Origin of the sequence: Sphingobium cupriresistens LL01, from assembly GCF_001046645.1 — a bacterium.
Classification (GTDB): Bacteria; Pseudomonadota; Alphaproteobacteria; order Sphingomonadales; family Sphingomonadaceae; genus Sphingobium; species Sphingobium cupriresistens.
Window position 1 is genome coordinate 724,350 of record NZ_KQ130434.1, and the last position, 21,744, is coordinate 746,093.

Sequence of the window (21,744 nt, forward strand, 5' to 3'; positions counted from 1 at the left end):
GAAGCCTCGCCTCTCTTGCGTGTCGTGCGGCAGGCGTTAAAGCGCGATCATGACCGAATTGCCGAAAATCTTCGACCCCGCCGAGATCGAATCCCGCTGGTACGCCCATTGGGAGAGCAACGGCCTGTTCCGGCCGGAGCGGCCGGATGCGACGCCCTTCACCATCGTGAACCCGCCGCCGAACGTCACAGGCAGCCTGCATATCGGCCATGCGCTCGACAATACGTTGCAGGACATCGTGATCCGATACGAGCGGCTGCGCGGCAAGGACGCCTTGTGGGTGGTCGGCACCGACCATGCGGGCATCGCGACGCAGATGGTGGTCGAGCGCCAGCTCAACGCCAAGCAGCAGAAGCGCACTGATTTCACCCGCGACGAATTCGTTGCCAAGGTGTGGGAATGGAAGGCCGAGAGCGGCGGGACCATCACCAGCCAGTTGCGGCGTCTGGGCTGTTCGATGGACTGGGCGAACGAGCGCTTCACCATGGACGAGGGCTTTTCGAAGGCGGTCGTCAAGACCTTCGTGGAGTTGCACAAGCGCGGCCTGCTCTATCGCGACAAGCGGCTGGTGAATTGGGATCCGCATTTCCGTTCCGCCATTTCGGACCTTGAGGTCGAGACGGTCGAGACGAAGGGTGGTTTCTGGCGCTTCCGCTATCCGCTGGCGGACGGCGTGACGCTGGCGGATGGCAGCGACCATATCGTCGTGGCGACCACGCGGCCTGAGACGATGCTGGCCGACATGGCGATCGCCGTGCATCCTGACGATGAGCGCTACAATGCGGTCATCGGTAAGGAAATTCTCCAGCCGATCACCGGTCGCCGGTTCAAGATCGTGGCCGACGAACATGCCGATCCGGCGCTGGGCACTGGCGCGGTGAAGATCACGCCGGGGCATGATTTCAACGACTTCGACGTGGGCAAGCGCGCGGGCTTCAAGGCTGGCGACATGCTCAACATGTTCGATGCCGACGCCAATGTCGTCCAGACCGCAGACGGGCTGATCCCCGATCGCTTCCTGGGCCTGCACCGCTTCAAGCGCGATGGCGTAGACGGCGCGCGCGAAGCGGTGGTCGCGGAGATGAAGGCGCTGGGCCTGCTGGTCCCGCACGTCACGAAGGACAAGGAAGGTGAGCCGGTCGAAGCCGATTTCGAGCCGCGCACGATCCAGACGCCGTTCGGGGATCGCTCCAACGTCGTGATCGAACCCTGGCTGACCGACCAATGGTATGTCGACGCTGAAAAGCTGGCGGTCGCCCCTATGCAGGCCGTGCGCGACGGCGCGATCGAGATTGTGCCCAAGACATGGGAAAAGACCTTCTTCAACTGGATGGAGAATATCCAGCCCTGGTGCGTGTCGCGCCAGCTCTGGTGGGGGCATCAAATCCCGGCATGGTTTGATGAGGATGGCAACAGCTATGTCGCTGAGAGCGAAGCCGAAGCGCAGGCGCTGGCGGGCAACAAGGTGCTGACCCGCGACCCTGACGTTCTCGACACATGGTTCTCGTCCGCCCTCTGGCCCTTCGGCACGCTGGGCTGGCCGGAGCAGAGCGACAAGCTGTCGCGCCATTATCCCAACGACCTGCTGATTTCCGGCTTCGACATCCTGTTCTTCTGGGATGCGCGCATGGCGATGCAGGGGATGGAGTTCATGGGCGAGGCCCCATGGAAGAAACTCTATCTCCACGGGCTGGTCCGCGCGGCCGATGGGCAGAAAATGTCCAAGTCCAAGGGCAATGTGGTCGATCCGCTGGGCCTGATCGACAAGTTCGGCGCGGACGCGCTGCGCTTCTTCATGGCGGCGATGGAAAGCCAGGGCCGCGACGTGAAGATGGATGAGAAGCGGGTCGAGGGCTATCGCAACTTCGCGACCAAGCTGTGGAACGCGGCGCGCTTCCTCCAGTCGAACGGCGTCACAGCCTCGACCAGTCATGAGGCGCCCGCCGCCGCGCTCCCGGTCAACCGCTGGATCATCGCAGAAACGGTCGCGACCGTGCAGGCGATCGACACGGCGATGACCGAACTGCGGTTCGATGCGGCGGCCAACGCCATCTATCATTTCGTCTGGGACCAGTTTTGCGACTGGTATATCGAACTCACCAAGGGCGCGATGGACGACGAGACGCGCGCCGTCGCGGGCTGGGCGTTCGACCAGATATTGGTGATGCTGCATCCCTTCATGCCGTTCATCACCGAAGAATTGTGGCATCTGACCGGTGCGCGTTCCAATGAACTGATCGTCGCGCAATGGCCGCAGGCGTTGGCCGCGGTCGATAGCGAGGCGCAGGCGGAAATCGACTGGCTGATCCGGCTGGTGAGCGCGATGCGCACGGCACGGACCGAACTCAACGTGCCGCCGGGCGCTAAACTTCCGGTGATCGTGCGCGATGCATCCGAAGAAACGCATCGTCGTCTCGATCGTCAGGGCGTGGCGCTGGCGCGGCTTGGCCGGGTCGAAAGCCTGACCTTCGGCGAACCGCCGGCTGGCGGCGCGGCGCAAATCGTGGTGGACGAAGCGACCTTCATCCTGCCGTTAGTAGGCGTGATCGACATTGCGGCGGAAAAGACCCGCCTGGCCAAGGCGCTGGCCGCGGCGGAGAAGGAGCGGGATAGCCTGGCGGGTCGCCTGTCCAACCCCAGCTTCGTCGAGAAGGCCAAGCCCGAAGCGGTCGCCAAGGCGCGTGAGGATCATGCCGAAAAGGCCGCCGAGGCGGAAAGGTTGAAGGCGGCGCTGGAACGATTGGGATAAGTCGATAGATGTGTTCCCGCCTTCGCGGAAACACGGATATATAGGGAGAGGCAGGCGCGTGGCAGCAAGCAGATCGGGCGCAAAAGACCTGACGCAGGGGCCGATCGCCGGCGTGCTGCTGATGTTCGCCATTCCGACGCTGGCGTCCAACATCCTCCAGTCGCTCAACGGGTCGATCAACGCGATCTGGGTCGGCCGCTTTCTGGGCGCGCAGGCGCTGGCGGCAACCGCCAACGCCAACATCATCATGTTCCTGATGTTTTCGGTCGTGTTCGGTTTTGGCATGGCGTCCACCGTGATGATCGCGCAGGCGACGGGCGCGCGCGACCTGGATGCGGCGCGGCGCGCCTTTGGATCGGCGGTCGGCTTTTGTTCGATATTGGGTCTGGCCGTCGCGCTGGCGGGCTGGATCGGCGCACCGGCGCTGCTGCGGTTGCTGGCGACGCCGGCGGAAGCGTTCGACATGGCGCTGATTTACCTGCGGGTCATTTTCTTCGCGATGCCCGCGACCCTGCTGGTCGTCATGATCATGATGGGGCTGCGCGGCGCCGGGGATGCGCGCACCCCGCTGATCTTCATGATCGTCAGTGTGGCCGTGGACCTGATCCTCAATCCGGTGCTGATCCTGGGGCTGGGGCCGATCCCGGCTTATGGCATCGCCGGATCGGCGGCGGCGACTGCGGCGGCGGGCTTTGTCAGCCTGATCGGCGTCGTCGCCTTCATCTATGCCAGGGATTTGCCGCTGCGGCTGCGGGGGCGCGAATTGCGCTATCTGTGGCCCGCCGCCGACCAGATGCGCGTGCTGCTGGCCAAGGGCTTTCCCATGGGTTTGCAGATGATCGTCATGTCCGCTTCCGGGCTGGTGATGATCGGGCTGGTCAATCGCGAAGGCTTGCTGGTGACGGCCGCCTATGGCGCGGCGCAGCAGATATGGACCTATCTCCAGATGCCGGCGATGGCGATGGGCGCGGCGGTCAGCGCCATGGCGGCGCAGAATATGGGCGCGGGCCGATGGGACCGAATCAGCCGCATCACCGGCTATGGCATAGGCTATCTGCTGGCGATCACAGGGGCGATGATCGTCGTCATCCTGCTGTTCCACGGATCGCTGCTGTCGCTGTTCCTAGGTGACAATGCGGTCGCAATCGCGGCGGCGTGGAACATGCAGTTGCTGGCGAGCTGGAGCTTCCTGCTGTTCGGCTGCACCATGATCCTGTTCGGCGTGATGCGCGCCAATGGCGTCGTGGTCGCGCCGTTGCTGATCCTGATTTTTACGCTGTTCGGCGTCCGGCTGGGCTTTTACCACATGGGCTACCCGCTGTGGGGCGCTGACGCGCTCTGGCTCAGCTTCCCGGCGGGGTCGTTCATGTCGCTGCTGCTGGCGTGGATCATCTATGCGCGCGGCGGCTGGCGCAACGCGCGATTGCTGGTCCCGGTGCATGAAGAACAATGCCGCGAAACGGCCAATAGCGACGCTGAACCGGCCGGCCGGATCGCGCCGGCGGGCTGAAGCCGTTTACCGCCCCTGGTTGCGCCAGCGGGTGATGGTGCGTTCCAATATGTCGGCTTCGCTGCCGGACTGACGCCATAGCTCGGTGAAGCTGGGGTCGCCCGATGCGGGGCGGCGATGCTCCTCCAGATTGTCGAGCGCGACGCGGATCGGCACGGCAACGCCTTCGCCGCAGATGATCGCCTCCCGATTGCGTAGGGCGGGGATCGAATCGAGGAAGCCGCGGGCGCCTTCGGGCATGGCGGCCTTCACGAACGCCTGATCGCGGTCGTTGTTGAGGCGCATCGAGATGATCGTGCCGCATTGCGACAGGACGCCTTCGGCAAGGTCAGACGGGCGCTGGGTAATGAGGCCCAGCGAAACGCCGTATTTACGGCCTTCCTTGGCGATCCGCTCCAATATCTTGCGCACGGCCTGACCGTTGCCGGTGGTCGTGTTGGGGATGTAGCGATGCGCCTCTTCGCAGACCAGCAGGATCGGCCGCTGCGGCTCGTCGCGCGCCCAGATGGCATAGTCGAACACCAAACGAGACAGCACCGACACCACGGTCGAGGTTATGTCGGAAGGCATGGCGGACACGTCGATGATAGAGATCGGCTTGCCGTCGGAGGGCAGGCGGAAAATCTTGGCCAAAAACGCCTGCATCGTATCGGCGACCAACATGCCGGAGAACATGAAGCTGTAGCGCGGATCGGCCTTGATCTCGTCGATCTTGGTCTTCAGGCGCATATAGGGCAGCGAATTGGTGCCCTTGTCGAGCTTGCCCATCTCATTTTGCAGGATCGTGGTGAGGTCGGACAAGAGATAGGGGATCGGCGAATCGACGGTCAGCCGCCCGATGCTTTCGGCCAGCCGGTTCTTCGTCCGCGCGGCGAGCAGGCATTTGGCGAGAATATCGCAATCGACCGTGCGTTCGGAACCGGAGGAGGTCACGAACACCTCGCAATGCTCCTCGAAATTCATCAGCCAATAGGGCAGGGCCAGGTTGTTGACGTCGAACACCGCGCCGTTGGTGGCGAAGGCCGCGCCATATTCGCCATGGGGGTCGATCATGACGATATGGCCCTGCGGCGACAGGTCGCAGATGCGGTGCAGGATCAGGGCGGCGCTGGTCGATTTGCCGGTGCCGGTGGAGCCGAGCAGCGCGAAATGCTTGCCCAGCATTGAATCGACATAGAGCGCCGCGCGCGTGTCCGTGGTAGGATAGACGGTGCCGATCTCCACATTCGCGCGGTCGTCCGCGGCGTAGATCTGGCCCATGTCATGCCCGGACACCGGGAAGATGTCGGTGCCTGGCGTGGGATAGCGGGTTACGCCGCGGCGGAAGCGATAGATCCGCCCGGTCAACTTCTCCTCATCGCCTTCGCCCAGGAAATCGATGTCGGCGACGATGCCCTTACTCGCCTGATCCAGCGTCATCGCGCGGACGCTGGCGACCAGCCAACTATTGCCGACGCGCATCTTCACTTGGCTGCCGACCTGGCCGGCCATGGCGGTGCAGGGGTCTTCATCCTGCTCCAGCAGCGCCAGACGCTGGGCATCGATCAGCACTTTGGAACTGGACCCGGCGATCTGGAACACCATGCCCATCGACTGGACTGACGTCAGGTGCACAGGCGCTGATGCAGACGAAAAATGTTGTGCGCCCGGCATATGGGTCATGAGCCTTTTGTCGTCCCTTGGACCGGAACGGCTTCCGGTTAACAGGATGCTTCTAGGCAAAAGAGGTAAAGATTGGCTTAGCTTGCGCCGCCGCATCGCCCGCAAAGGCCCGCGTCAGGGTGGAGGGTGAAGGTTAAGAGACGTTGAGCCGGGGTCCGATCTGGACCAGTCGTTTGGCGGACAGGAACATGGATCAAGTTCGGGCATTGGGATTAGGCAACAAACAGGATGGCCGCGTGTCCGATATCTCGAAGATTCATGGCCATACAGATAGCGGGCGTCGGTCCGCCGCGATCGCCATCGCGCGCGTGATCTGCATATTGGGCGTCGTCTATGTTCACGCCTGGACCGGCTTGAATGGCGAAGCGCTCAAGGCGCTGCGCGGCAGCGGGCAGGATAATCTGCGCTGGCTGCTGATGGAATTGTTCGGCCGCAGCGCGGTGCCATTGCTGGGCCTCATATCCGGCTGGCTAGTGGCGCAGTCGCAGGCGAGCCGCGACTGGGGCCGCCATGTGCGGCGCAAGGCGCGGACCATTCTTCTGCCCATGCTGTTGTGGAACATCATCGCGATCATCCTGGTGTCGGGCGCCGCCTGGCGGCTGGGCCTGTCCGCGCCGATGCCGCAATCGGGATGGTGGGTGGTCGACGAGATACTGATCCTGACGCGCAACCCCGACATCAATGTGCAGATGCCGTTTCTGCGCGACCTGTTCCTGTGCATGGTCGCCGCGCCCTTGCTGGTGCGGATGCCGGGATGGTCGCTGGCGCTGATCGCGGCCGCGGCGGCGGGATGTCATATCGCCGGTTTCGGGCCTCCCGTGCTGATGCGGGCGTCGATCCTGGTCTTCTTCACGCTGGGGATATTGGCGCAGCGCGGCGGTTGGGCCGAGCGGGTGGCGGGCAAGCCGATGCTTCTGATGGCGATACCCTTCGCCTTGCTGATGGGGGTGCAACTCTATCATGCCGTCACGGTCGGCGACGACGCCTGGCCGGTGGCGCAGCGGGCGCTTGACCTGACGCTGCGGATAGCGGCGGCCGTCGCCTTCTGGCGGATCGCCTGGGCGCTGGCGGACAGTCCCGCGCGGCCGATGCTGCTGCGGATCGAACCTTATATGTTCTTCCTGTTCAGCGCCCACCTGATCCTGATCTGGCTGCTGGGGCCAGTATTGGGCGGACTGTTCGGGAAAATGGGCACGCCCTTCTATCCCTTCTACCTGATCGCGCAGCCACTGATGGTGCTTGGCGCGGTGGCCGCGATCGGCGCGGCATTGCGCCGCGTCGCGCCAGGCGCGGCGGCGCTGCTCAGCGGCGGGCGGTTGAAGCGGCCGGAGCCTCAGGCGGCCTCGCAGGTCGTGACCGTCTGAGCCGCCGCCATGGCGATGGCGAAACTATGCTTGCGCGCGGCGGGATCAAAAATCTGGCCGGTCAGGATCAGTTCGTCGGCCTGGGTGCGGCGCAGGAACGCCGCAATGTCGCTCTCCACATCCGCCTGCGTGCCGATGCTGGAGACGCTCAGCACATCGGACAGCATCGCCTGCGCTTGCGCGGGCAGGGCGTCATAATAGCCCGGCACCGGCGGTTGCAGCTTACCCGGCTGGCCGGTGCGCAGCCGCACGAAGGACTGCTGCATCGAACTGGCGAGCAGATGGGCCTCCTCCGCCGTGTCGGCGGCGAAGACGTTGTAGCCGGCCATCACATAGGGATATTGCAGCTGGGCCGAGGGGCGAAATTCGCGGCGATAGATGGCGATCGCCTCATCCAGCGCGGCGGGCGCGAAGTGCGAGGCAAAGGCGTAAGGCAGGCCGAGCATGGCGGCGAGTTGCGCGCCATAGAGGCTGGAGCCGAGTATCCAGAGCGGCACATCCGCCCCCGCGCCCGGCGTCGCCTGGATGCTCAGCCGTTCGTCCTTGCTGAAATAGGCCTGCAACTCCATCACGTCGCGGGGGAACTGGTCCGCACCGCCGGACAGGGTGCGGCGGATCGCCTGCGCCACCCGCTGATCAGAACCGGGCGCGCGGCCCAGGCCCAGGTCGACGCGACCGGGGAAAAGGGCGTCGAGTGTGCCGAACTGCTCGGCTATCACCAAGGGGGCATGATTGGGCAGCATGATGCCGCCTGCGCCGATGCGGATGGTCGATGTCGCATGACCGATATGCGCCAGCAAGACCGCCGTCGCGGCCGACGCGATGCCCGCCATGCCATGATGTTCGGCGACCCAGAAGCGGTGATAGCCCTGCGCTTCGGCATGGGCGGCAAGATCAGCCGCGTGGGCGAGCGCCGTGGCGACAGTGTCGCCTTCACGGACGGGGACGAGGTCGAGCAGGGAGAAACGGGTCATGCCTGCCATATGGGGGCATGGTCGGTTTTACTTCAAGACCTATTAGATGGTCGCGCAGCAGTTTGCGATCGACGACTGCAGATCAGACCGCCCGGCCAAATCCCTGTGCGGGGACTTCGGCGCGGCGGCCGAAGGTGGTGGGCCGGCGGGCGACCAGCGGGTTGGCGTCGCGATCGAGCAGCGCCATCGTCTCAGTGAAACAAGGGCGCAGCGCGACGACCACCTCGATCAATTCGTCGGGCCCTTCATGCGTTTCCACGCAACGGCGGGCGACCATCTCAATTTCTTCGGCCATGGCGCTCAGGCGATAGGCGCCGAACTGCGCCGATTCGCCCTTGAGCGTATGGGCGGGCGTGACCAGCGCGGCGGCGTTGCGCGCGCGAAACGCTTCTTCGACAGCGCCGATGGATTTGGCGCCATCTTCCCGGAAATAGCCCAGGATACGAAGAAAGGCGGTCCCCAGCTCGCTGCGGGTCCGCGTAAATTCGCTCCAACTGACCAGTTCGGTATCGTGATAGGACACCCACGCCGCTCCTTCATTCTAACGAAGCCAAAATAGACGCGGCGCGTAAACAGCAGGTTAAAGCGTGGCGGAAAGCCACCCATTGTGGAGGATAATCACTCGGTCCGGGATAGGCCGAAATGGCGATCGCCCAGCGCCGCGAAGGTCCAGCCCTGCGTCTGGGCGAGCGCCTCCAGCTCGGTGGCGGCGATCGGGTCGTCCGCTTCGATGACGATGGCGCCGGCGTCGCGCATCGCCCGCGCCGCACGCAACGCGGGCCAGGGGCATCTCATGCCTCTGGCGTTCACGAAAACGGGATCGGCCGCCATTGCTCTATTTGGTCGCGTAGGGGTTCTTCTGGCTGCGCAGCGTCAGGCGCACCGGCACCGCGCCGAACCCCAATTCGCGGCGGATGCCGTTCACCAGATAGCGGCGATAGCTTTCGGGCAAATCGTCCAGCCGCGTGCCGAACAGAACGAAGGTCGGCGGACGGGTCTTGTTCTGGGTGATGTAGCGCAGCTTGATCCGCTTGCCGCCGGGCGCCGGCGGCGGATTGGCCTCCAGCGCGGTTTCGAACCAGCGGTTGAGCACGCCGGTGGAGACGCGCTGCGACCAGGCGGTGCGGGTTTCGAAGGCGACATGGATCAGGTCGTCCAGACCCTTTCCGGTGGCCCCGGAAATGGTCATGATCGGCACGCCGCGCACCTGCGCTAGGCCCTCGTCCAGCGCCTTCTTTATGCCCTGGTAGAGCGCTGAACCATGTTCGACCGTATCCCATTTGTTGAGTGCGACGACGAGGGCGCGGCCCTCCTCCAGCACCCGGTCGGCGATGCGCAGATCCTGCGCCTCCAGCCCGCGGGTGGAATCGATCATCAGGACGACGACTTCGGCGAAGTTGACCGCGTTGATGCCGTCCGACACGGCCAGCTTTTCCAGCTTTTCCTGTACCTTGGCGCGCTTGCGCATCCCCGCCGTGTCGATCAGGCGGACGGGGCGTTCCAGCCCGTCGCGGCTGGTCCACATCCAGTCGACGGCGATGCTGTCGCGGGTGATGCCCGCTTCCGGCCCGGTCAGCAGGCGGTTTTCGCCCAGCAGCCGGTTGATGAGCGTGGACTTGCCCGCATTGGGACGGCCGACGATGGCGAGCTTGAGCGGGGCGCTCTCGTCATCCTCGTAAAATTCCTTTTCATGCGGCTCGTCGCCCTCGCGCTCCAGATGCGGGAGCAGCGCCTGGAACAGGTCGGCCATGCCCTGGCCATGTTCGGCGGAAAAAGGGACAGGTTCGCCAAGGCCCAGCGAAAAAGATTCCATGACGCCATCGTCGGCCGCTTTGCCCTCCGCCTTGTTGGCGACCAGTATCACCGGCGCGTCGTTGGCGCGCAGCCAGCGGGCGATTTCCTCGTCCAGCGGGGTGATGCCCGCACGCGCGTCGATCATGAACAGGGCGACGTCGCAATTTTCCACCGCCGCCTCGGTCTGCATCCGCATCCGGCCGGGTAGGCTATTGGCGTCCTCATCCTCATAACCGGCGGTGTCGACGATCGTGAAGTCGAGGCCCAGCAGATGCGCCTCGCCCTCGCGCCGGTCGCGCGTCACGCCGGGCTGGTCGTCGACCAGCGCCAGCTTCTTGCCGACCAGACGGTTGAAGAGGGTGGACTTGCCCACATTGGGACGCCCGACAATGGCTACGGTGGGCAGCATGGTGGCCCGTTTCCTTCTTAAGATTCAAAATCGATAAACGCCGTGCTCCCGCTCAGGCGGGGGCCAGTCCAGACGAAGGAACTGGACCCCCGCTTGAGCGGGAGCACACTTAGCATATTCGCGTCGCTTAACGGAACGCCGTCAACTTCCCGTCGTCGGCCAGGACGTAGAGCATGTTGTTGGCGACGATCGGCGAAAGCGACATGGACCGATCCATGTCCACCGTCGATTGGACCGATCCGGTGGCGGGATCGACATAGACCATCTCGCCGCGGGTCGATACGACGATCAGCCGGCCGCCAGCCAACACCGGGCCGGTCCAACGGATCGCCTTGTCCTTCTTCTTTTCCTTCTGCCAGCGGCGCAGCTGGCTGACCCAGCGGATCTTGCCGGTGGCGCGCGCGACGCAGAGCAGTCGGGCGTCGCTGGTCACCGCGAACACCCATTCGCCCACCACCCAGGGGGTCGAAATGCCCGCAATGTTGATTTCCCACAGGCGCTGGCCGCTGGTCAGTTCATAGGACGCCATGCGGCCGCCCTGGCCGATCGCAAAGACGCGGCCGCGATCGATCACCGGATCGGCGTCGATATCGGTCAGCGATGCGACGGCGGTCGAAATGCTGGTGCGCGACAGGGCGTCGCCCCACAAGGTACGGCCATTTTCATAGCGATAGGCGTTGATTTCGCCCGAACTATAGCCCGCGATCACGGTGCCCTGCGCGGCGGCCGGCGCGGCGACGCCGAAAATGCCGGTGACCTGCAAGGTGCCGCTGTCGGTCCACTGGGTTTCGCCGTCGGACTGGTTGAGCGCGAACACCTGATTATCCTGGCCCATCACATAGACATGGCCGTTTTCCAGCGTCGGCGCGCCGCGCAGCGGGCCGGACAGATGCTTTTTCCAGAGGATCGCGCCATCGACGCCATTCAGCGCGAAGACGTCGCCAAAGCCGGTGCTGGCGAACACCCGGTCGCCCAGGACGCTGACGCCGCCGCCAAACAGCACGCGGCCATTGCCCTTGCCTTCGGACGGCAGGTTGGTCTGCCACAATTTTCCGCCGCTGGCGGCGTCGAAGGCGATGACATGCGCGCCCGCGTCGGTCACGAACAGCTTGCCGCCCGCGACGACCGGCGATGCGGCCAGCCGCGCCTGCGGCGAGCTGCCCTCGATCGAGGCGGTCCACACCTGCGAGGGCGATCCGCCCAGCGAGACATGGCCCATCGCCTTGGATGGGTCGCCGCCCGGCTGCGACCAGCTTTCGTTGACATAGGGGGCGGGCAGAGTGACCTGCACATCGGCCAGACTGGGTTCGACCTCGACACCCTGTTCATTGCTCAGGATCGACGTGCGGTTGCCGACGACCGGCGTCTTGGGGCCACCCTTCTTGCCGCCGATCACGCCGCAGCCAGCGAGCAGGGCGACCATCGCGGCCATCGTTACGACACGGCCTATCGGCGCGAATTTCATGCTGGTCATTCCCATCCGCTCGGTCATCCTTCGCTCGGCTCGGCCGGAATCTCGACCGCGTCGATCCCCATTAATCCTGCCATCTGTCGCGCGCGTGAACGGATCGACTGCGGCACATTGGCGTCCTTCGCGATTCCGGCGAACATAGGCCCGGCCAGGTCGGTCTTGCCCATCTTCATATAGGCGATCGCCACCAGTTCGCCGGCGCTGCCGAACCAGGGCGCGCCCTCGATCGCCAGCGGCTTGAGCCGATCGACCACCTGCTGGGGCTTGAGCGCCTCAAACTCCAGCGCGGTCTGGCGGATCAGCGCCAGGTCGCGATAGGGCTGGTCCAGCTTGGCGTCGGCGACCATGGCGGCATAGAGGGCGATCGCGCCCTTGGCGTCGCCCTTGCGCGACGCCGCGCCGGCCTGAGTCAGCAGGGCGGATGCGCGATAGCCCGGCTGGTCGGCCTTGGTCAGCGCGTCGAGCTGCTTGGCGTCGGGCGTGCCGCCACCAGCCGCCGCCGTCAGCACCGCGTCCATCTGCTCGGACACGATTTCCGACTGGGTCTTGCTGTAATGCTGCCAATAAAGCCAGCCGCCAAAAGCGACCAGGCCCAATACGACGGCGACCAGAATCCAGCGGCCATAACGCTGCCAGAAGCCCAGAAGCTGGTCCTGGCGGACGGCGTCGTCCACCTCGCGCATGAAGGCTTGGCTATTTTGCGGCGTCAGGGCCACGATATTCTCCGAGAAATGGATCAGAAACTAAGCGCAGAAGGCGCGATCAATAGCGGCGCTTATGCCACAGGCAAATCAAATTTTGGCCAATTAGATTTTAGGCCGATACACCTGATCGTCGGTGGGAAAGCTGCGGGCCCGCACTTCGGCGGCGTAGCGGGCGGCCGCGCCGTCGATGGTCTGGGCGATATTCTCATAGCGTTTGACGAAGCGCGGCACCCGATCGAACATGCCCAACATATCTTCGGTCACCAGCACCTGCCCGTCGCAATGGGCCGATGCGCCGATGCCGATCACCGGCACGTCGACGCTGTCGGTGATGGCGACCGCCAGTTCCTCCATCACCCCTTCCAGCACCATGGCGAAGGCGCCGGCCTGCGCCACGGCGCGCGCGTCGGCCATGATCTTGGCATGTTCCTGCTGGCTCTTGCCGCGCGCGCCATAGCCGCCCAGCGCGTTCACCGCCTGCGGCGTCAGGCCGATATGCGCCATCACCGGGATGCCGCGCTGGCTGAGGAAGGAAATCGTGTCCGCCATCGCCTCGCCACCCTCCAGCTTGACGGCGGCGCAGCCGGTTTCCGCCATTATCCGGCTGGCGCTGGCGAAGGCCTGTTGGGGCGAGGATTCATAGCTGCCGAACGGCATGTCGACCAGCACGACGCTGTGATAGCTGCCGCGCACCACCGCCGCGCCATGGGCGATCATCATGTCGGGCGTGACGGCGAGGGTGGAGGGCAGGCCGTAAATCACCTGACCCAGCGAATCACCGACCAGCAGCATGTCGCAATGCGGGTCGAGCAACTGCGCCTGGCGCGCGGTATAGGCGGTCAGCATGACCAGCGGTTCGGCGGTCTTCCCCTCGAACTTGCGCCGCTGGATGGCGGGCACGGTCAGGCGCTTCATCGGCGCGGGCGTGGGGTTGGCGCGGCTGGTCGCGGTGTCGATCGTGAAGGTCGTGGACATGGACGCGCTCTACCGCAGCGTGGCGCGGGGCGCAAATGCCAGACGGGCCGGAGCGGTATGACGCGCCGACCCGGCTCGCGCCGTCATGGTCAGAACGAAACTTTGATCGTGCCGCCCCAGGTCTGCGGATCGCCGACCTGGCCGGCGATCAGGCCGGTGTTGCCCGGCGCGACCTGCAGATTTTCGATATAGTCGACGTCGAAGGCGTTGCGGACCCAGCCGAAGATGTCGAACCCTTCGCCGCGGAACCCGGCGCGGAAGTTGGTGAGGGCATAGCCCTTCACGTCGGTATAGATGGACGGCGAGGCGTTGCTGTTCCAATGGGAACGGTAATTGCCGTCCACGCCCAGATAGGCCTGGCCTTCCTTCGCCAGCAGCGTGACCGGAATGTTATATTCTGCGCCGTAGGAGAAGGCCCATTTCGACACGCCGGGCAGGGTCTGGCCGGAAATGTCGCACTGGCGCGGGCTGAGCGCGCCGGGGACGCCCGGCTGCGAATAATCCGCCGGCTGTCCCGAAGGCTGCAACGTGCCGCCCGACAATTCGGGCGGGCAGGGGGCGTTGGTGAACTTCTTATATTGGGCGTCGGTATAGGCGGCATTGGCATAGGCGGTGAAACGGTTGCTGGCGACGATCTTGAAGTCCGCCTCGATCCCCTGCGAGCGCACCCTTTCCGCATTGGCGAGATAGCCGCGCACCGTCCCGAACTGACCGCCATTCACCGTCGCCTGGAAATTCTTGATGTCGGTGCGGAAGGCGGAGAGGTTGAAGGTCGCCCGGCGATCCCAGAACTGCGTCTTCAGGCCAATTTCATAATGGTTGACCGATTCCGGCTTCACCGTGCCGGCGTCGTAATTGACTGTATTGTCGGCGTTGAGCGGCAGGCCGTTCTGGTTGATGCCCAGCGTCTTGAAGCTCTTGGCGTAGGTCGCATAGGCGAGGACGTCGCGGGCGACCTTGTAATTGACGTTGAGATCATAGGTGAAGTTCCACGCGCTGTCTGACGGCGCGCTGACCTGCGGCTGATAGACGCCGCACTGGGCGGCCAGCACCGATCCGGCGGCAGGCGTGGGGGTGCAACTGATGATTGCACCGGCGCCATTGGTGACGATGCGTTCGTAAAAGCCCGACTTCTTGTCATAGTTGAGGCGCGCGCCCGGCTGGATCGTCAGCGCGTCGGTCGCCTTCCAGCTGACCTGCCCGAACAGCGCGACGCTGGTGCTTTTGAGCCATTGGGTGTTGCTGGCGGTCAGCCCTTCCAGGACGCTGGGATCGTTCGCCAGCGCGCCGGTCAGGCTCCATTGGCTGGCGGCGCTGCCCTGCTGTTCGGTGCCCTGGGTGTCGATCCGCTGCTTGAAGCCGAACAGGCCGACGACGAAATCGACCTTCTCGCTTTCGTAATTGTAGCGAAATTCCTGGCTATACTGGTCCTGCTGCGACGGGTTTTGCGATTTGGCGACGATCGACAGGCCGGTGAAGTCGCGGTCATTTTCCGGCTTCCAATCCCAGAAGCGCCAGGCGGTGACGGACGTCAACGTGCCGGGGCCGACATTCCAGACCGCCTTGGCCGACACGCCGCCGATCTTGTTGCCCGCATTCAGGTTGGAATCGAGGTCGCTCAGGCGATCATAGGGGTTGCGGCTGGGCGCGACATAATTTTGCGCGACGGCCAGCGCATCATATTGGCGGGCGAGCGCGCGCTGGGTCTTGCCGACGCGCACGAAGGTCGTGCCGCAACATTCCGGGTCCTGCTTGCTATAGTCGCCCGACAGGGTGATGCTGAAATCGTCATTGGGCTTGAACAGCAATTGGCCGCGAATGCCCAAATTATCCTGTTCGTTGATCCAGCGCTGGCTGGTGACATTGTAGAGCGTGCCGCGGCGGGTGGTCGCGGCGATCGCGATGCGGGCGGCGATCGTGTCGGTCAGCGGACCGGACACGGCGGCCTTGGCCTGCTTGTAATTGAGGTTGCCCACGGTCAGTTCGGCGCGCCCTTCGAAATCGAAGGTCGGCTGGTTGGTCGTGATGTTGATCGCGCCGGCCGTCGTGTTCTTGCCATAGAGCGTGCCCTGCGGCCCGCGCAGCACTTCGACCTGGGCTACATCCAGAAAGTCGAAGGTCGCGGCGGCGACGCGGCTGTTATAGACATCGTCGACATAGATGCCGACGCCCTGTTCGAAGCCGTCGCTGGTCAGGCCGAACGGCACGCCCAGGCCGCGGATGTTGACCGACGTGTTGCGCGGGTTGGTGGTATAGACCTGCAAGGTGGGGGCGAGCTGTTGCAGCTTCACGATGTTGAAATTGCCCGTCGCCTCGATGCTGTCGCCCTTCACGACGGAAATGGCAAGCGGCACTTCCTGCGCGGTTTCCTGTCGGCGACGGGCGGTGACGACGATCACTTCGCCGCGCACATTGGGTTGCTGGACGTCACCGGCGGCCGGCTGAACCGCATCTTGCGCGAAGGCGCCGGGCGTGATGATGGAAACGCCCGCGACGCTCGCGAGCAACAGAAAACGCGCAATCATGATATTCCCCTTTATCCGGCTGTCCGGTGGTTTCTGATCGCGGCGTTTCCGGTCGTCCGGTCAAAGCCGATAATAAGGGATGAAATGGCAATGCGGCTCACCCCCTGCCGCCTGGACCGCTTGTCGCAGCCCGAAATTCCGTTTCGCCCCCGCCTGATCGCTCAGTTGGTCAGGCGGGTCTTTTCCGTCACGTCGATCTGGACCACCCGCGCGTCATGCACGGTCAGCGTGATCGATCCAAAACGCAGCGCCTCCAGCACGCTGCGCACCTTGTCGACGCTGGCGACGACGTCGGGACGCAGCTCCGGGCGAGCGCCGTCGATGCGGGCGTGGCGGAGTTCGATGGGTTTATGTTCGCTCATGGGCACCTCTGGTTCCGTCTAATATCTCAACTGTAAAGATAGACAAAAAAGCAAATATTAGGGGCGCGCAAGTTTGCCTTGTCGCGCCCCTGTGGGGTGAGCTTTAGGGATGCAGCGTCGGGCGCACAGCCTGCGCCATGGGCAGCGCCGGGCGCATCTGGCGCATGGCCGACGCCTGTTCCTGCGCATTGTCGATCAGCCGTTCGAGCAAGCATTGCCCGAACTGCCAGTCGCCCAAACCCGACTGGGCGTTGATGTGGCCGGCATGACCGGCATCGACAAATTGGCTGCCCCAATATTTGCCAATGCTATGGGCGCGTTCGAAGAAGATATAGGGATCGTCGCGACTGCCCACCAGGATCGAGGGGAAGGGCAGTTGCGCGCGGGGTGTTGGGCCGAATCCGCCGATCGTCTCTGGCGTTTCCATCCGGTCGCAATCGGGCGGCGCGACCAGCAGCGCGCCGGTCACCGGCCAGCCATAGGCCTGGCTTTGTAAGGCGCCCCACCAGGCGACGGCCAGGCAGCCCAGGCTGTGCGCCGCCAATATGACCGGTCCGTTCGCTTCGCGGATGGCGGCGTCGAGCCGCGTCACCCAGGCATTGCGGTTGGGGCTGGCCCAGCTGCCAAGGTCCACCCGCTCGCAATCGCCGCGCGTGTCTTCCCAGATTGTCTGCCAGTGGCCCGGCCCGCTATTGTTGAGGCCGGGGATGGTCAGCACGACCGGTTGGCGCGTGTCACCCGAAAAACCGAATCGCTCCATGGTCTGATCCTCATCCTTGCTATCGAGGCTCCGACAATAATTCTATTAATCTGGTAGACAATAGGCAAGCGGCGAAATGTGGTGAAATCTAGGCAGCCGGAAAGACGCCATCACAGCGGGATCGTCAACAGCAATGCGGCCGGGCCGGCATGATGCCGGCCCGGCCGATCGGTCACGCCTCAGGACGCCTTACCAGGGGTAGATCAGGCCATAATATTGGTAGACGTTGCGACCATAGCCGTCGTCATAATCGGGACGCTGGTCCGCACCATAACGTGGGGCATTTTCGAGCAGTTGCTTGTCGAGATCGACGACATAGCCATGCTGGCCGGTGTCATAGGCCAGCATCGACCAGGGCAGGGGATAATGGTCGTGCCCCATGCCCAGAAAGCCGCCGAAGGACAGCACAGCGTAACGCACCTGGCCGTTGCGCTTGTCCACCATGAAGTTGGAGATCTTGCCCAGGCGTTCGCCCTGGCGGTTATAGACGGCGGTGCCTTCGACCCGGTCGGAGGCGATAAGGTCGCCATGATTTTCGATAGTCAGGTCAGTCATTGTCATGCTCCTGTGAGAAATGACGCTATGATGATGCAACCATGGGGGACCGCTGGGGTTCCTTTGGCTCATCACAAGGAGCATCGCCCATGAAAATCAATCGCAGCGGTTCGGCAGTCTGGACGGGCGGCCTGAAGGACGGGAAGGGCGCCATCTCTACCCAGAGCGGCGCGCTGGACGCCTATCCCTATGGTTTTGCGACGCGCTTCGAAGGACAGCCGGGCAGCAACCCGGAGGAATTGATCGCCGCCGCCCACGCCTCCTGCTTTACCATGGCGCTGTCGCTGATCCTGGGCGAAGCCGGTTTGACGGCCGAGAAGATGGAGACGACAGCGGTCGTGACGCTGGAGAAGCTGGACGACGGTTTCGCCGTGACCGCGAGCAAGCTGACGCTCAAGGCGACCATCCCCGGCACGGACGATGCGACCTTTCAGGAACTGGCGGGCAAAGCCAAGGCGAATTGCCCGATCTCCAAGTTGCTGAAGGCCGATATCAGCCTTGAGGCGGAACTGCTGAACTGACGACCGGACGCCTGGCGCGGATATGTTCGCGCCAGGCGATATAGAGGCCGCTGACCACGATCAGCGCCGCGCCGGCCCAAGTGGTCGCCATTGGCCAATTCTCGCCGATCGCCACGCCCAGCAGGCTGGTCCAGATGATCGTCGTATAATCCATCGGCAGCACCACCGACACCGGCGCCCAGCGCAGGGCGGCGGTCAGGCACAGTTGCGCGATGCCGCCGAACAGGCCGATCAACATCAGCAATCCCCATGTCAGCGCATCATGCGCTTGCGCGACGAAGGGCATGGCGATGCCCAGCGGGATCATGGACAGGATGGTGAACCAGAACACGACGACGCCCGCCGCTTCGGTCCGGCCCAATTCACGCAGCACCAGGCTGACGCTGGCGGTCACCAGCGCGGCGGCGATGGCGACCGCGACGCCCTGGATCGGGAAATGGCCTGCGTCGGGTCGAACGATCACCAGCACGCCGAGGAAGCCGACCAGCACCGCGGCCCAGCGATGGATGCCGGTCGCTTCCCGCAAGATCAGCGCCGACAATATCGTGCCGAAGATCGGCATGGTGAAGCCGATCGTTGCGGCTTCGGCGGGTGGCAGCAGGATGTAGGACAGGAAATTGAGCAGCATCCCCGTCAGGCCCAGCATCATGCGGCTGGCATGGACGCCGATCCGCCGGGTGCGCACGGTGCGCAGGCCGCCCGCCAGCGCGACCCACAGGAGGATCATAGGCAGCGCCAGCGCCTGCCGATAAAAGAGCGATTCGACGACATGGACGCCATGTTCGCTCGCCACCCGCACGGTCACGAACATCACCGACAGGCACAGCACGGCGATCAGGCGCAGCCCGATGGCGAAAAGCGGGCGATGGGGACGGACAGATGCGGTCACGCCGCCGCCTTAGCCCGGTTGCGCCGTGACGCAACCGGGCCTTTGCTTATTTAACCGGCTTGCGGAATTTCAGCGTCATCCGGTCGCTTTCGCCGATGGCCAGATATTTGTCCTTGTCGACATCCTTCTGGCTGAGCACCGGCGGCAAGGTCCATACGCCCTTGGGCCAGTCGGCCGTATCCTTGGGATTGGCGTTCACTTCGGACGCGCCGACATAGTCGAAGCCGGCGGCCTGCGCGATGCGGCGGATGGTGGAGACTTTCAGATAGCCGCTGCTCTTTTCCAGCGCGCTGTCGCGATCTTCGGGCAGGCGATGATCGACCACGCCCAGCGTACCGCCGGGCTTGAGCATGTCGAAAAACGCCTTGAAGGTCGCGGCCTCGCTCCCGGCCATGACCATGTTATGGACGTTGCGGAAGGTCAGCACGGTGTCGACGCTGCCGGCCGGAATGCTGGCGGCCTCTTCGGGATGGGCGACCAGCTTCACCTTGTCATAGGCGACCGGATTGGCGGCGAGGAAGCTCTTGTAGCCGTCCAGATAGCGGCCGGTGGGCTGGAGCGCATAGAAAGTGCCATGGTCGCGCAGCAGCGGCGCCAGGACTTCGCTGTACCAGCCGCCGCTTGGGCTATATTCCACAACTGTCTGACTCGGTGTCACACCGAAGAAGGCGAGCGTTTCGGCCGGGTGGCGATATGGGTCGCGGGCGACATTTTTGGGCGTGCGGCTGGGCGCAGCGACGGCGGCGGCGATCGGATCCGCCTGGTGGGCGGCGTGATCGGCATGTTGCGCGGCGAGCGGCAGCAGCGGCATGGCAAGGCCGGTCAGCAACAGGGCAACGCGGGCGAGACGATTCATCGGGGGCATCCTCTCTTTTCAGGGAGAGGGTGATGTGCCGGTCCCTTGCGCCGGGCGCAAGAGGGCGGCGGGGACAAATCCCCGCCAGCCACATAATCTTCCAGCCAGCCTGTCAAAGACAGGCTTCCAGGAACGGCTGGTCGAAGCCGAACATGCGCGCCTTGTCGAGCGTATAGGGACGCAGGCCCATCGAACGATATTCGCCGATGATCTTCCCGCTGTCATCCTCATCATGATATTCGAATTTGAACAGTTCCTGGGTGACGATGACGTCGCCTTCCATGCCGATCACTTCGGTGACGTTGGTGATGCGACGCGACCCGTCACGCAGGCGCTTCACCTGGATGATGAGGTCGACCGAATCGGCGATCTGTTTGGAAATGGCTTCCTTGGGGATCTTGATGTCGCCCATCAGGATCATGTTTTCCATACGGCCCAGACATTCGCGTGGGCTATTGGCGTGGAGCGTACACATGGACCCGTCATGGCCAGTGTTCATCGCGGCGAGCAGATCGAAACATTCCGCGCCACGAATTTCGCCCAGGATGATGCGGTCGGGCCGCATACGCAGGGCGTTCTTGACCAGATCGCCGATGGTGATCGCGCCATGGCCTTCCAGGTTGGGCGGGCGCGTTTCCAGCGGCAGCCAGTGCGGTTGTTGCAGACGCAGCTCCGCCGCGTCCTCGATCGTCAGCACGCGCTCGCCCGGATCGATCATCTTCGACAGGGCATTGAGCATCGTCGTCTTGCCAGACCCCGTACCGCCCGAAATGACCACGTTGAAGCGGCACGCGCCAGCGATCTTCAGCGCCGTCGCCATCTTCGGGCTCATCGCGCCCCATTGGGCGAGCATGTCGATGGTGATCGGCTTGGCGGAGAATTTACGAATCGATATCGCCGTGCCTTTCAGACTGAGCGGCGGCACGATCACGTTGACGCGCGAACCATCGGGCAGGCGGGCGTCGGCCAGCGGCGTGGTCTGGTCGACGCGGCGGCCGACCTTGTTCACGATCCGCTGCGCGATCTGGAACAGATGCTCCTCGTCGCGGAACTTGATCGGGGCGATGACCAGCTTGCCCTTCTTTTCGATATAGGTCTGTTCCGGCCCGTTCACCATGATGTCGGTGATGTCCGGATCGTTCAGCAATTCTTCGAGCGGGCCAAGGCCCAGCAATTCGTCGACCAGCACCTTTTCCAGCGCGAACTGTTCGCGGCGGTTGAGCGTCAGCTTAAGTTCCGCCAGCACTTCCATGATGATCGGGCGGAATTCCTCCGCCAGTTCATCCTTGGTCAGTGTCGCCGCAGCTTCCGGGTCGACGCGCTCCAGCAGGCGGGGCAGCACCTGCTCCTTGATCTTGTGGACGCTCGCTTCAAATCCCTGCGGCCCGGCGTCGGGCACATGTTCGGCATTGGCGCGGTCCGACAGGCGGGCCATCGCGTCGGAATTGCGCTGCATCTGGCTGGTTGGGGCCGCCAACGGGTCGAAGGGGACTTCGCCCGGCAGCGACGCGATGTCCAGGGGCGGGAACTGGTCGCCGCCGCGCGGGGCTTCATCTTTCGGGCTGCCGCCCTGCATCGGGCGGGCAACGCCAAAGCCGGGCTTGATGCCGGCGGGTCCATTTTTCCGTCCAAAGGCGCTCATATTTCTCCGCCACTATGTTCGC

Annotated in this window: 19 protein-coding genes; 4 read left to right on the forward strand and 15 right to left on the reverse strand. The window is 64.1% G+C overall.

All coding sequences use genetic code 11. From position 1 onward, the window contains the following. Positions 1-49 precede the first annotated feature (49 nt). Complete coding sequence (locus tag V473_RS03525) at positions 50-2,749, forward strand: valine--tRNA ligase (RefSeq protein ID WP_066600668.1); 2,700 nt, start codon at positions 50-52, stop codon at positions 2,747-2,749. Positions 2,750-2,807: 58 nt separating this feature from the next. Further along, positions 2,808-4,259 (forward strand): MATE family efflux transporter, encoded by a 1,452-nt coding sequence (locus V473_RS03530; RefSeq protein WP_242495905.1) that lies wholly within the window; start codon positions 2,808-2,810, stop codon positions 4,257-4,259. Between the two features lie 6 nt (positions 4,260-4,265). On the opposite strand, the gene V473_RS03535 is transcribed toward V473_RS03530, so the two are convergent. Continuing rightward, a complete protein-coding gene (locus tag V473_RS03535) occupies positions 4,266-5,921 on the reverse strand; it encodes an ATP-binding protein (protein WP_066600670.1) in 1,656 nt (551 codons plus the stop codon). Positions 5,922-6,157: 236 nt separating this feature from the next. On the opposite strand from V473_RS03535, the gene V473_RS03540 reads away from it, so the two are divergent. Beyond that, positions 6,158-7,285 carry an acyltransferase family protein gene (locus V473_RS03540; RefSeq protein WP_244884332.1) on the forward strand — a complete coding sequence of 376 codons (1,128 nt, stop codon included), beginning with the start codon at positions 6,158-6,160 and terminating at the stop codon, positions 7,283-7,285. Here V473_RS03540 and V473_RS03545 read toward each other — a convergent pair. The 11 genes from V473_RS03545 to V473_RS03595 all read right to left on the reverse strand — a co-directional run bounded on the left by V473_RS03545 (position 7,255) and on the right by V473_RS03595 (position 17,814). Next, positions 7,255-8,259, reverse strand: a complete 1,005-nt coding sequence (locus tag V473_RS03545; RefSeq protein ID WP_066604963.1) for an LLM class flavin-dependent oxidoreductase — start codon at positions 8,257-8,259, stop codon at positions 7,255-7,257. The genes V473_RS03540 and V473_RS03545 overlap by 31 nt on opposite strands. An 82-nt stretch (positions 8,260-8,341) precedes the next feature. Then, positions 8,342-8,782, reverse strand: coding sequence for an Hpt domain-containing protein (locus V473_RS03550; RefSeq protein ID WP_066600672.1), 441 nt, complete (start codon positions 8,780-8,782; stop codon positions 8,342-8,344). Positions 8,783-8,877: 95 nt separating this feature from the next. Then, a complete protein-coding gene (locus V473_RS03555; RefSeq protein ID WP_066600674.1) occupies positions 8,878-9,090 on the reverse strand; it encodes a sulfurtransferase TusA family protein in 213 nt (70 codons plus the stop codon). Between the two features lie 4 nt (positions 9,091-9,094). After that, a complete protein-coding gene (gene der / locus V473_RS03560; RefSeq protein ID WP_066600677.1) occupies positions 9,095-10,462 on the reverse strand; it encodes a ribosome biogenesis GTPase Der in 1,368 nt (455 codons plus the stop codon). A gap of 127 nt (positions 10,463-10,589) precedes the next feature. After that, positions 10,590-11,936, reverse strand: a complete 1,347-nt coding sequence (locus tag V473_RS03565) for an outer membrane protein assembly factor BamB family protein (protein WP_408021501.1) — start codon at positions 11,934-11,936, stop codon at positions 10,590-10,592. Positions 11,937-11,950: 14 nt separating this feature from the next. Continuing rightward, positions 11,951-12,649 carry a tetratricopeptide repeat protein gene (locus tag V473_RS03570; protein WP_066600684.1) on the reverse strand — a complete coding sequence of 233 codons (699 nt, stop codon included), beginning with the start codon at positions 12,647-12,649 and terminating at the stop codon, positions 11,951-11,953. Between the two features lie 90 nt (positions 12,650-12,739). Then, positions 12,740-13,612 (reverse strand): 3-methyl-2-oxobutanoate hydroxymethyltransferase, encoded by an 873-nt coding sequence (gene panB / locus V473_RS03575; protein ID WP_066600687.1) that lies wholly within the window; start codon positions 13,610-13,612, stop codon positions 12,740-12,742. An 89-nt stretch (positions 13,613-13,701) separates the two neighbouring features. Next, complete coding sequence (locus V473_RS03580) at positions 13,702-16,137, reverse strand: TonB-dependent receptor (RefSeq protein ID WP_066600690.1); 2,436 nt, start codon at positions 16,135-16,137, stop codon at positions 13,702-13,704. 161 nt (positions 16,138-16,298) lie between these two features. Beyond that, the gene (locus tag V473_RS03585) at positions 16,299-16,499 is read right to left on the reverse strand and encodes a YezD family protein (RefSeq protein WP_066600693.1); all 201 of its coding nucleotides are present in this window, start codon (positions 16,497-16,499) and stop codon (positions 16,299-16,301) included. A 103-nt stretch (positions 16,500-16,602) separates the two neighbouring features. After that, positions 16,603-17,259: an RBBP9/YdeN family alpha/beta hydrolase gene (locus tag V473_RS03590; protein ID WP_066600702.1), complete on the reverse strand. Its 657-nt coding sequence runs from the start codon at positions 17,257-17,259 to the stop codon at positions 16,603-16,605. A gap of 189 nt (positions 17,260-17,448) precedes the next feature. After that, positions 17,449-17,814, reverse strand: coding sequence for a PRC-barrel domain-containing protein (locus tag V473_RS03595; RefSeq protein ID WP_066600703.1), 366 nt, complete (start codon positions 17,812-17,814; stop codon positions 17,449-17,451). A gap of 89 nt (positions 17,815-17,903) precedes the next feature. On the opposite strand from V473_RS03595, the gene V473_RS03600 reads away from it, so the two are divergent. Next, positions 17,904-18,335, forward strand: a complete 432-nt coding sequence (locus V473_RS03600) for an OsmC family protein (RefSeq protein ID WP_066600706.1) — start codon at positions 17,904-17,906, stop codon at positions 18,333-18,335. On the opposite strand, the gene V473_RS03605 is transcribed toward V473_RS03600, so the two are convergent. The 3 genes from V473_RS03605 to V473_RS03615 all read right to left on the reverse strand — a co-directional run bounded on the left by V473_RS03605 (position 18,307) and on the right by V473_RS03615 (position 21,722). Continuing rightward, positions 18,307-19,185: a DMT family transporter gene (locus V473_RS03605; RefSeq protein WP_269076441.1), complete on the reverse strand. Its 879-nt coding sequence runs from the start codon at positions 19,183-19,185 to the stop codon at positions 18,307-18,309. The two genes, V473_RS03600 and V473_RS03605, sit on opposite strands and share 29 nt — an antisense overlap. A gap of 85 nt (positions 19,186-19,270) precedes the next feature. Continuing rightward, positions 19,271-20,080: a class I SAM-dependent methyltransferase gene (locus V473_RS03610; protein ID WP_066600711.1), complete on the reverse strand. Its 810-nt coding sequence runs from the start codon at positions 20,078-20,080 to the stop codon at positions 19,271-19,273. A gap of 112 nt (positions 20,081-20,192) precedes the next feature. Next, positions 20,193-21,722, reverse strand: a complete 1,530-nt coding sequence (locus tag V473_RS03615) for a TadA family conjugal transfer-associated ATPase (RefSeq protein ID WP_066600713.1) — start codon at positions 21,720-21,722, stop codon at positions 20,193-20,195. Between the last annotated feature and the right edge of the window lie 22 nt (positions 21,723-21,744).

What these genes read in the sequence shown, in the direction of transcription:
- V473_RS03525 (WP_066600668.1), top strand. Translation starts at nt 50, where the DNA reads ATGACCGAATTGCCGAAAATCTTCGACCCCGCCGAGATCGAATCCCGC.
- V473_RS03535 (WP_066600670.1), bottom strand. Translation starts at nt 5,921, where the DNA reads ATGACCCATATGCCGGGCGCACAACATTTTTCGTCTGCATCAGCGCCT.
- V473_RS03545 (WP_066604963.1), bottom strand. Translation starts at nt 8,259, where the DNA reads ATGACCCGTTTCTCCCTGCTCGACCTCGTCCCCGTCCGTGAAGGCGAC.
- V473_RS03555 (WP_066600674.1), bottom strand. Translation starts at nt 9,090, where the DNA reads ATGGCGGCCGATCCCGTTTTCGTGAACGCCAGAGGCATGAGATGCCCC.
- der (WP_066600677.1), bottom strand. Translation starts at nt 10,462, where the DNA reads ATGCTGCCCACCGTAGCCATTGTCGGGCGTCCCAATGTGGGCAAGTCC.
- V473_RS03565 (WP_408021501.1), bottom strand. Translation starts at nt 11,936, where the DNA reads ATGACCAGCATGAAATTCGCGCCGATAGGCCGTGTCGTAACGATGGCC.
- panB (WP_066600687.1), bottom strand. Translation starts at nt 13,612, where the DNA reads ATGTCCACGACCTTCACGATCGACACCGCGACCAGCCGCGCCAACCCC.
- V473_RS03580 (WP_066600690.1), bottom strand. Translation starts at nt 16,137, where the DNA reads ATGATTGCGCGTTTTCTGTTGCTCGCGAGCGTCGCGGGCGTTTCCATC.
- V473_RS03585 (WP_066600693.1), bottom strand. Translation starts at nt 16,499, where the DNA reads ATGAGCGAACATAAACCCATCGAACTCCGCCACGCCCGCATCGACGGC.
- V473_RS03590 (WP_066600702.1), bottom strand. Translation starts at nt 17,259, where the DNA reads ATGGAGCGATTCGGTTTTTCGGGTGACACGCGCCAACCGGTCGTGCTG.
- V473_RS03595 (WP_066600703.1), bottom strand. Translation starts at nt 17,814, where the DNA reads ATGACTGACCTGACTATCGAAAATCATGGCGACCTTATCGCCTCCGAC.
- V473_RS03600 (WP_066600706.1), top strand. Translation starts at nt 17,904, where the DNA reads ATGAAAATCAATCGCAGCGGTTCGGCAGTCTGGACGGGCGGCCTGAAG.
- V473_RS03610 (WP_066600711.1), bottom strand. Translation starts at nt 20,080, where the DNA reads ATGAATCGTCTCGCCCGCGTTGCCCTGTTGCTGACCGGCCTTGCCATG.
- V473_RS03615 (WP_066600713.1), bottom strand. Translation starts at nt 21,722, where the DNA reads ATGAGCGCCTTTGGACGGAAAAATGGACCCGCCGGCATCAAGCCCGGC.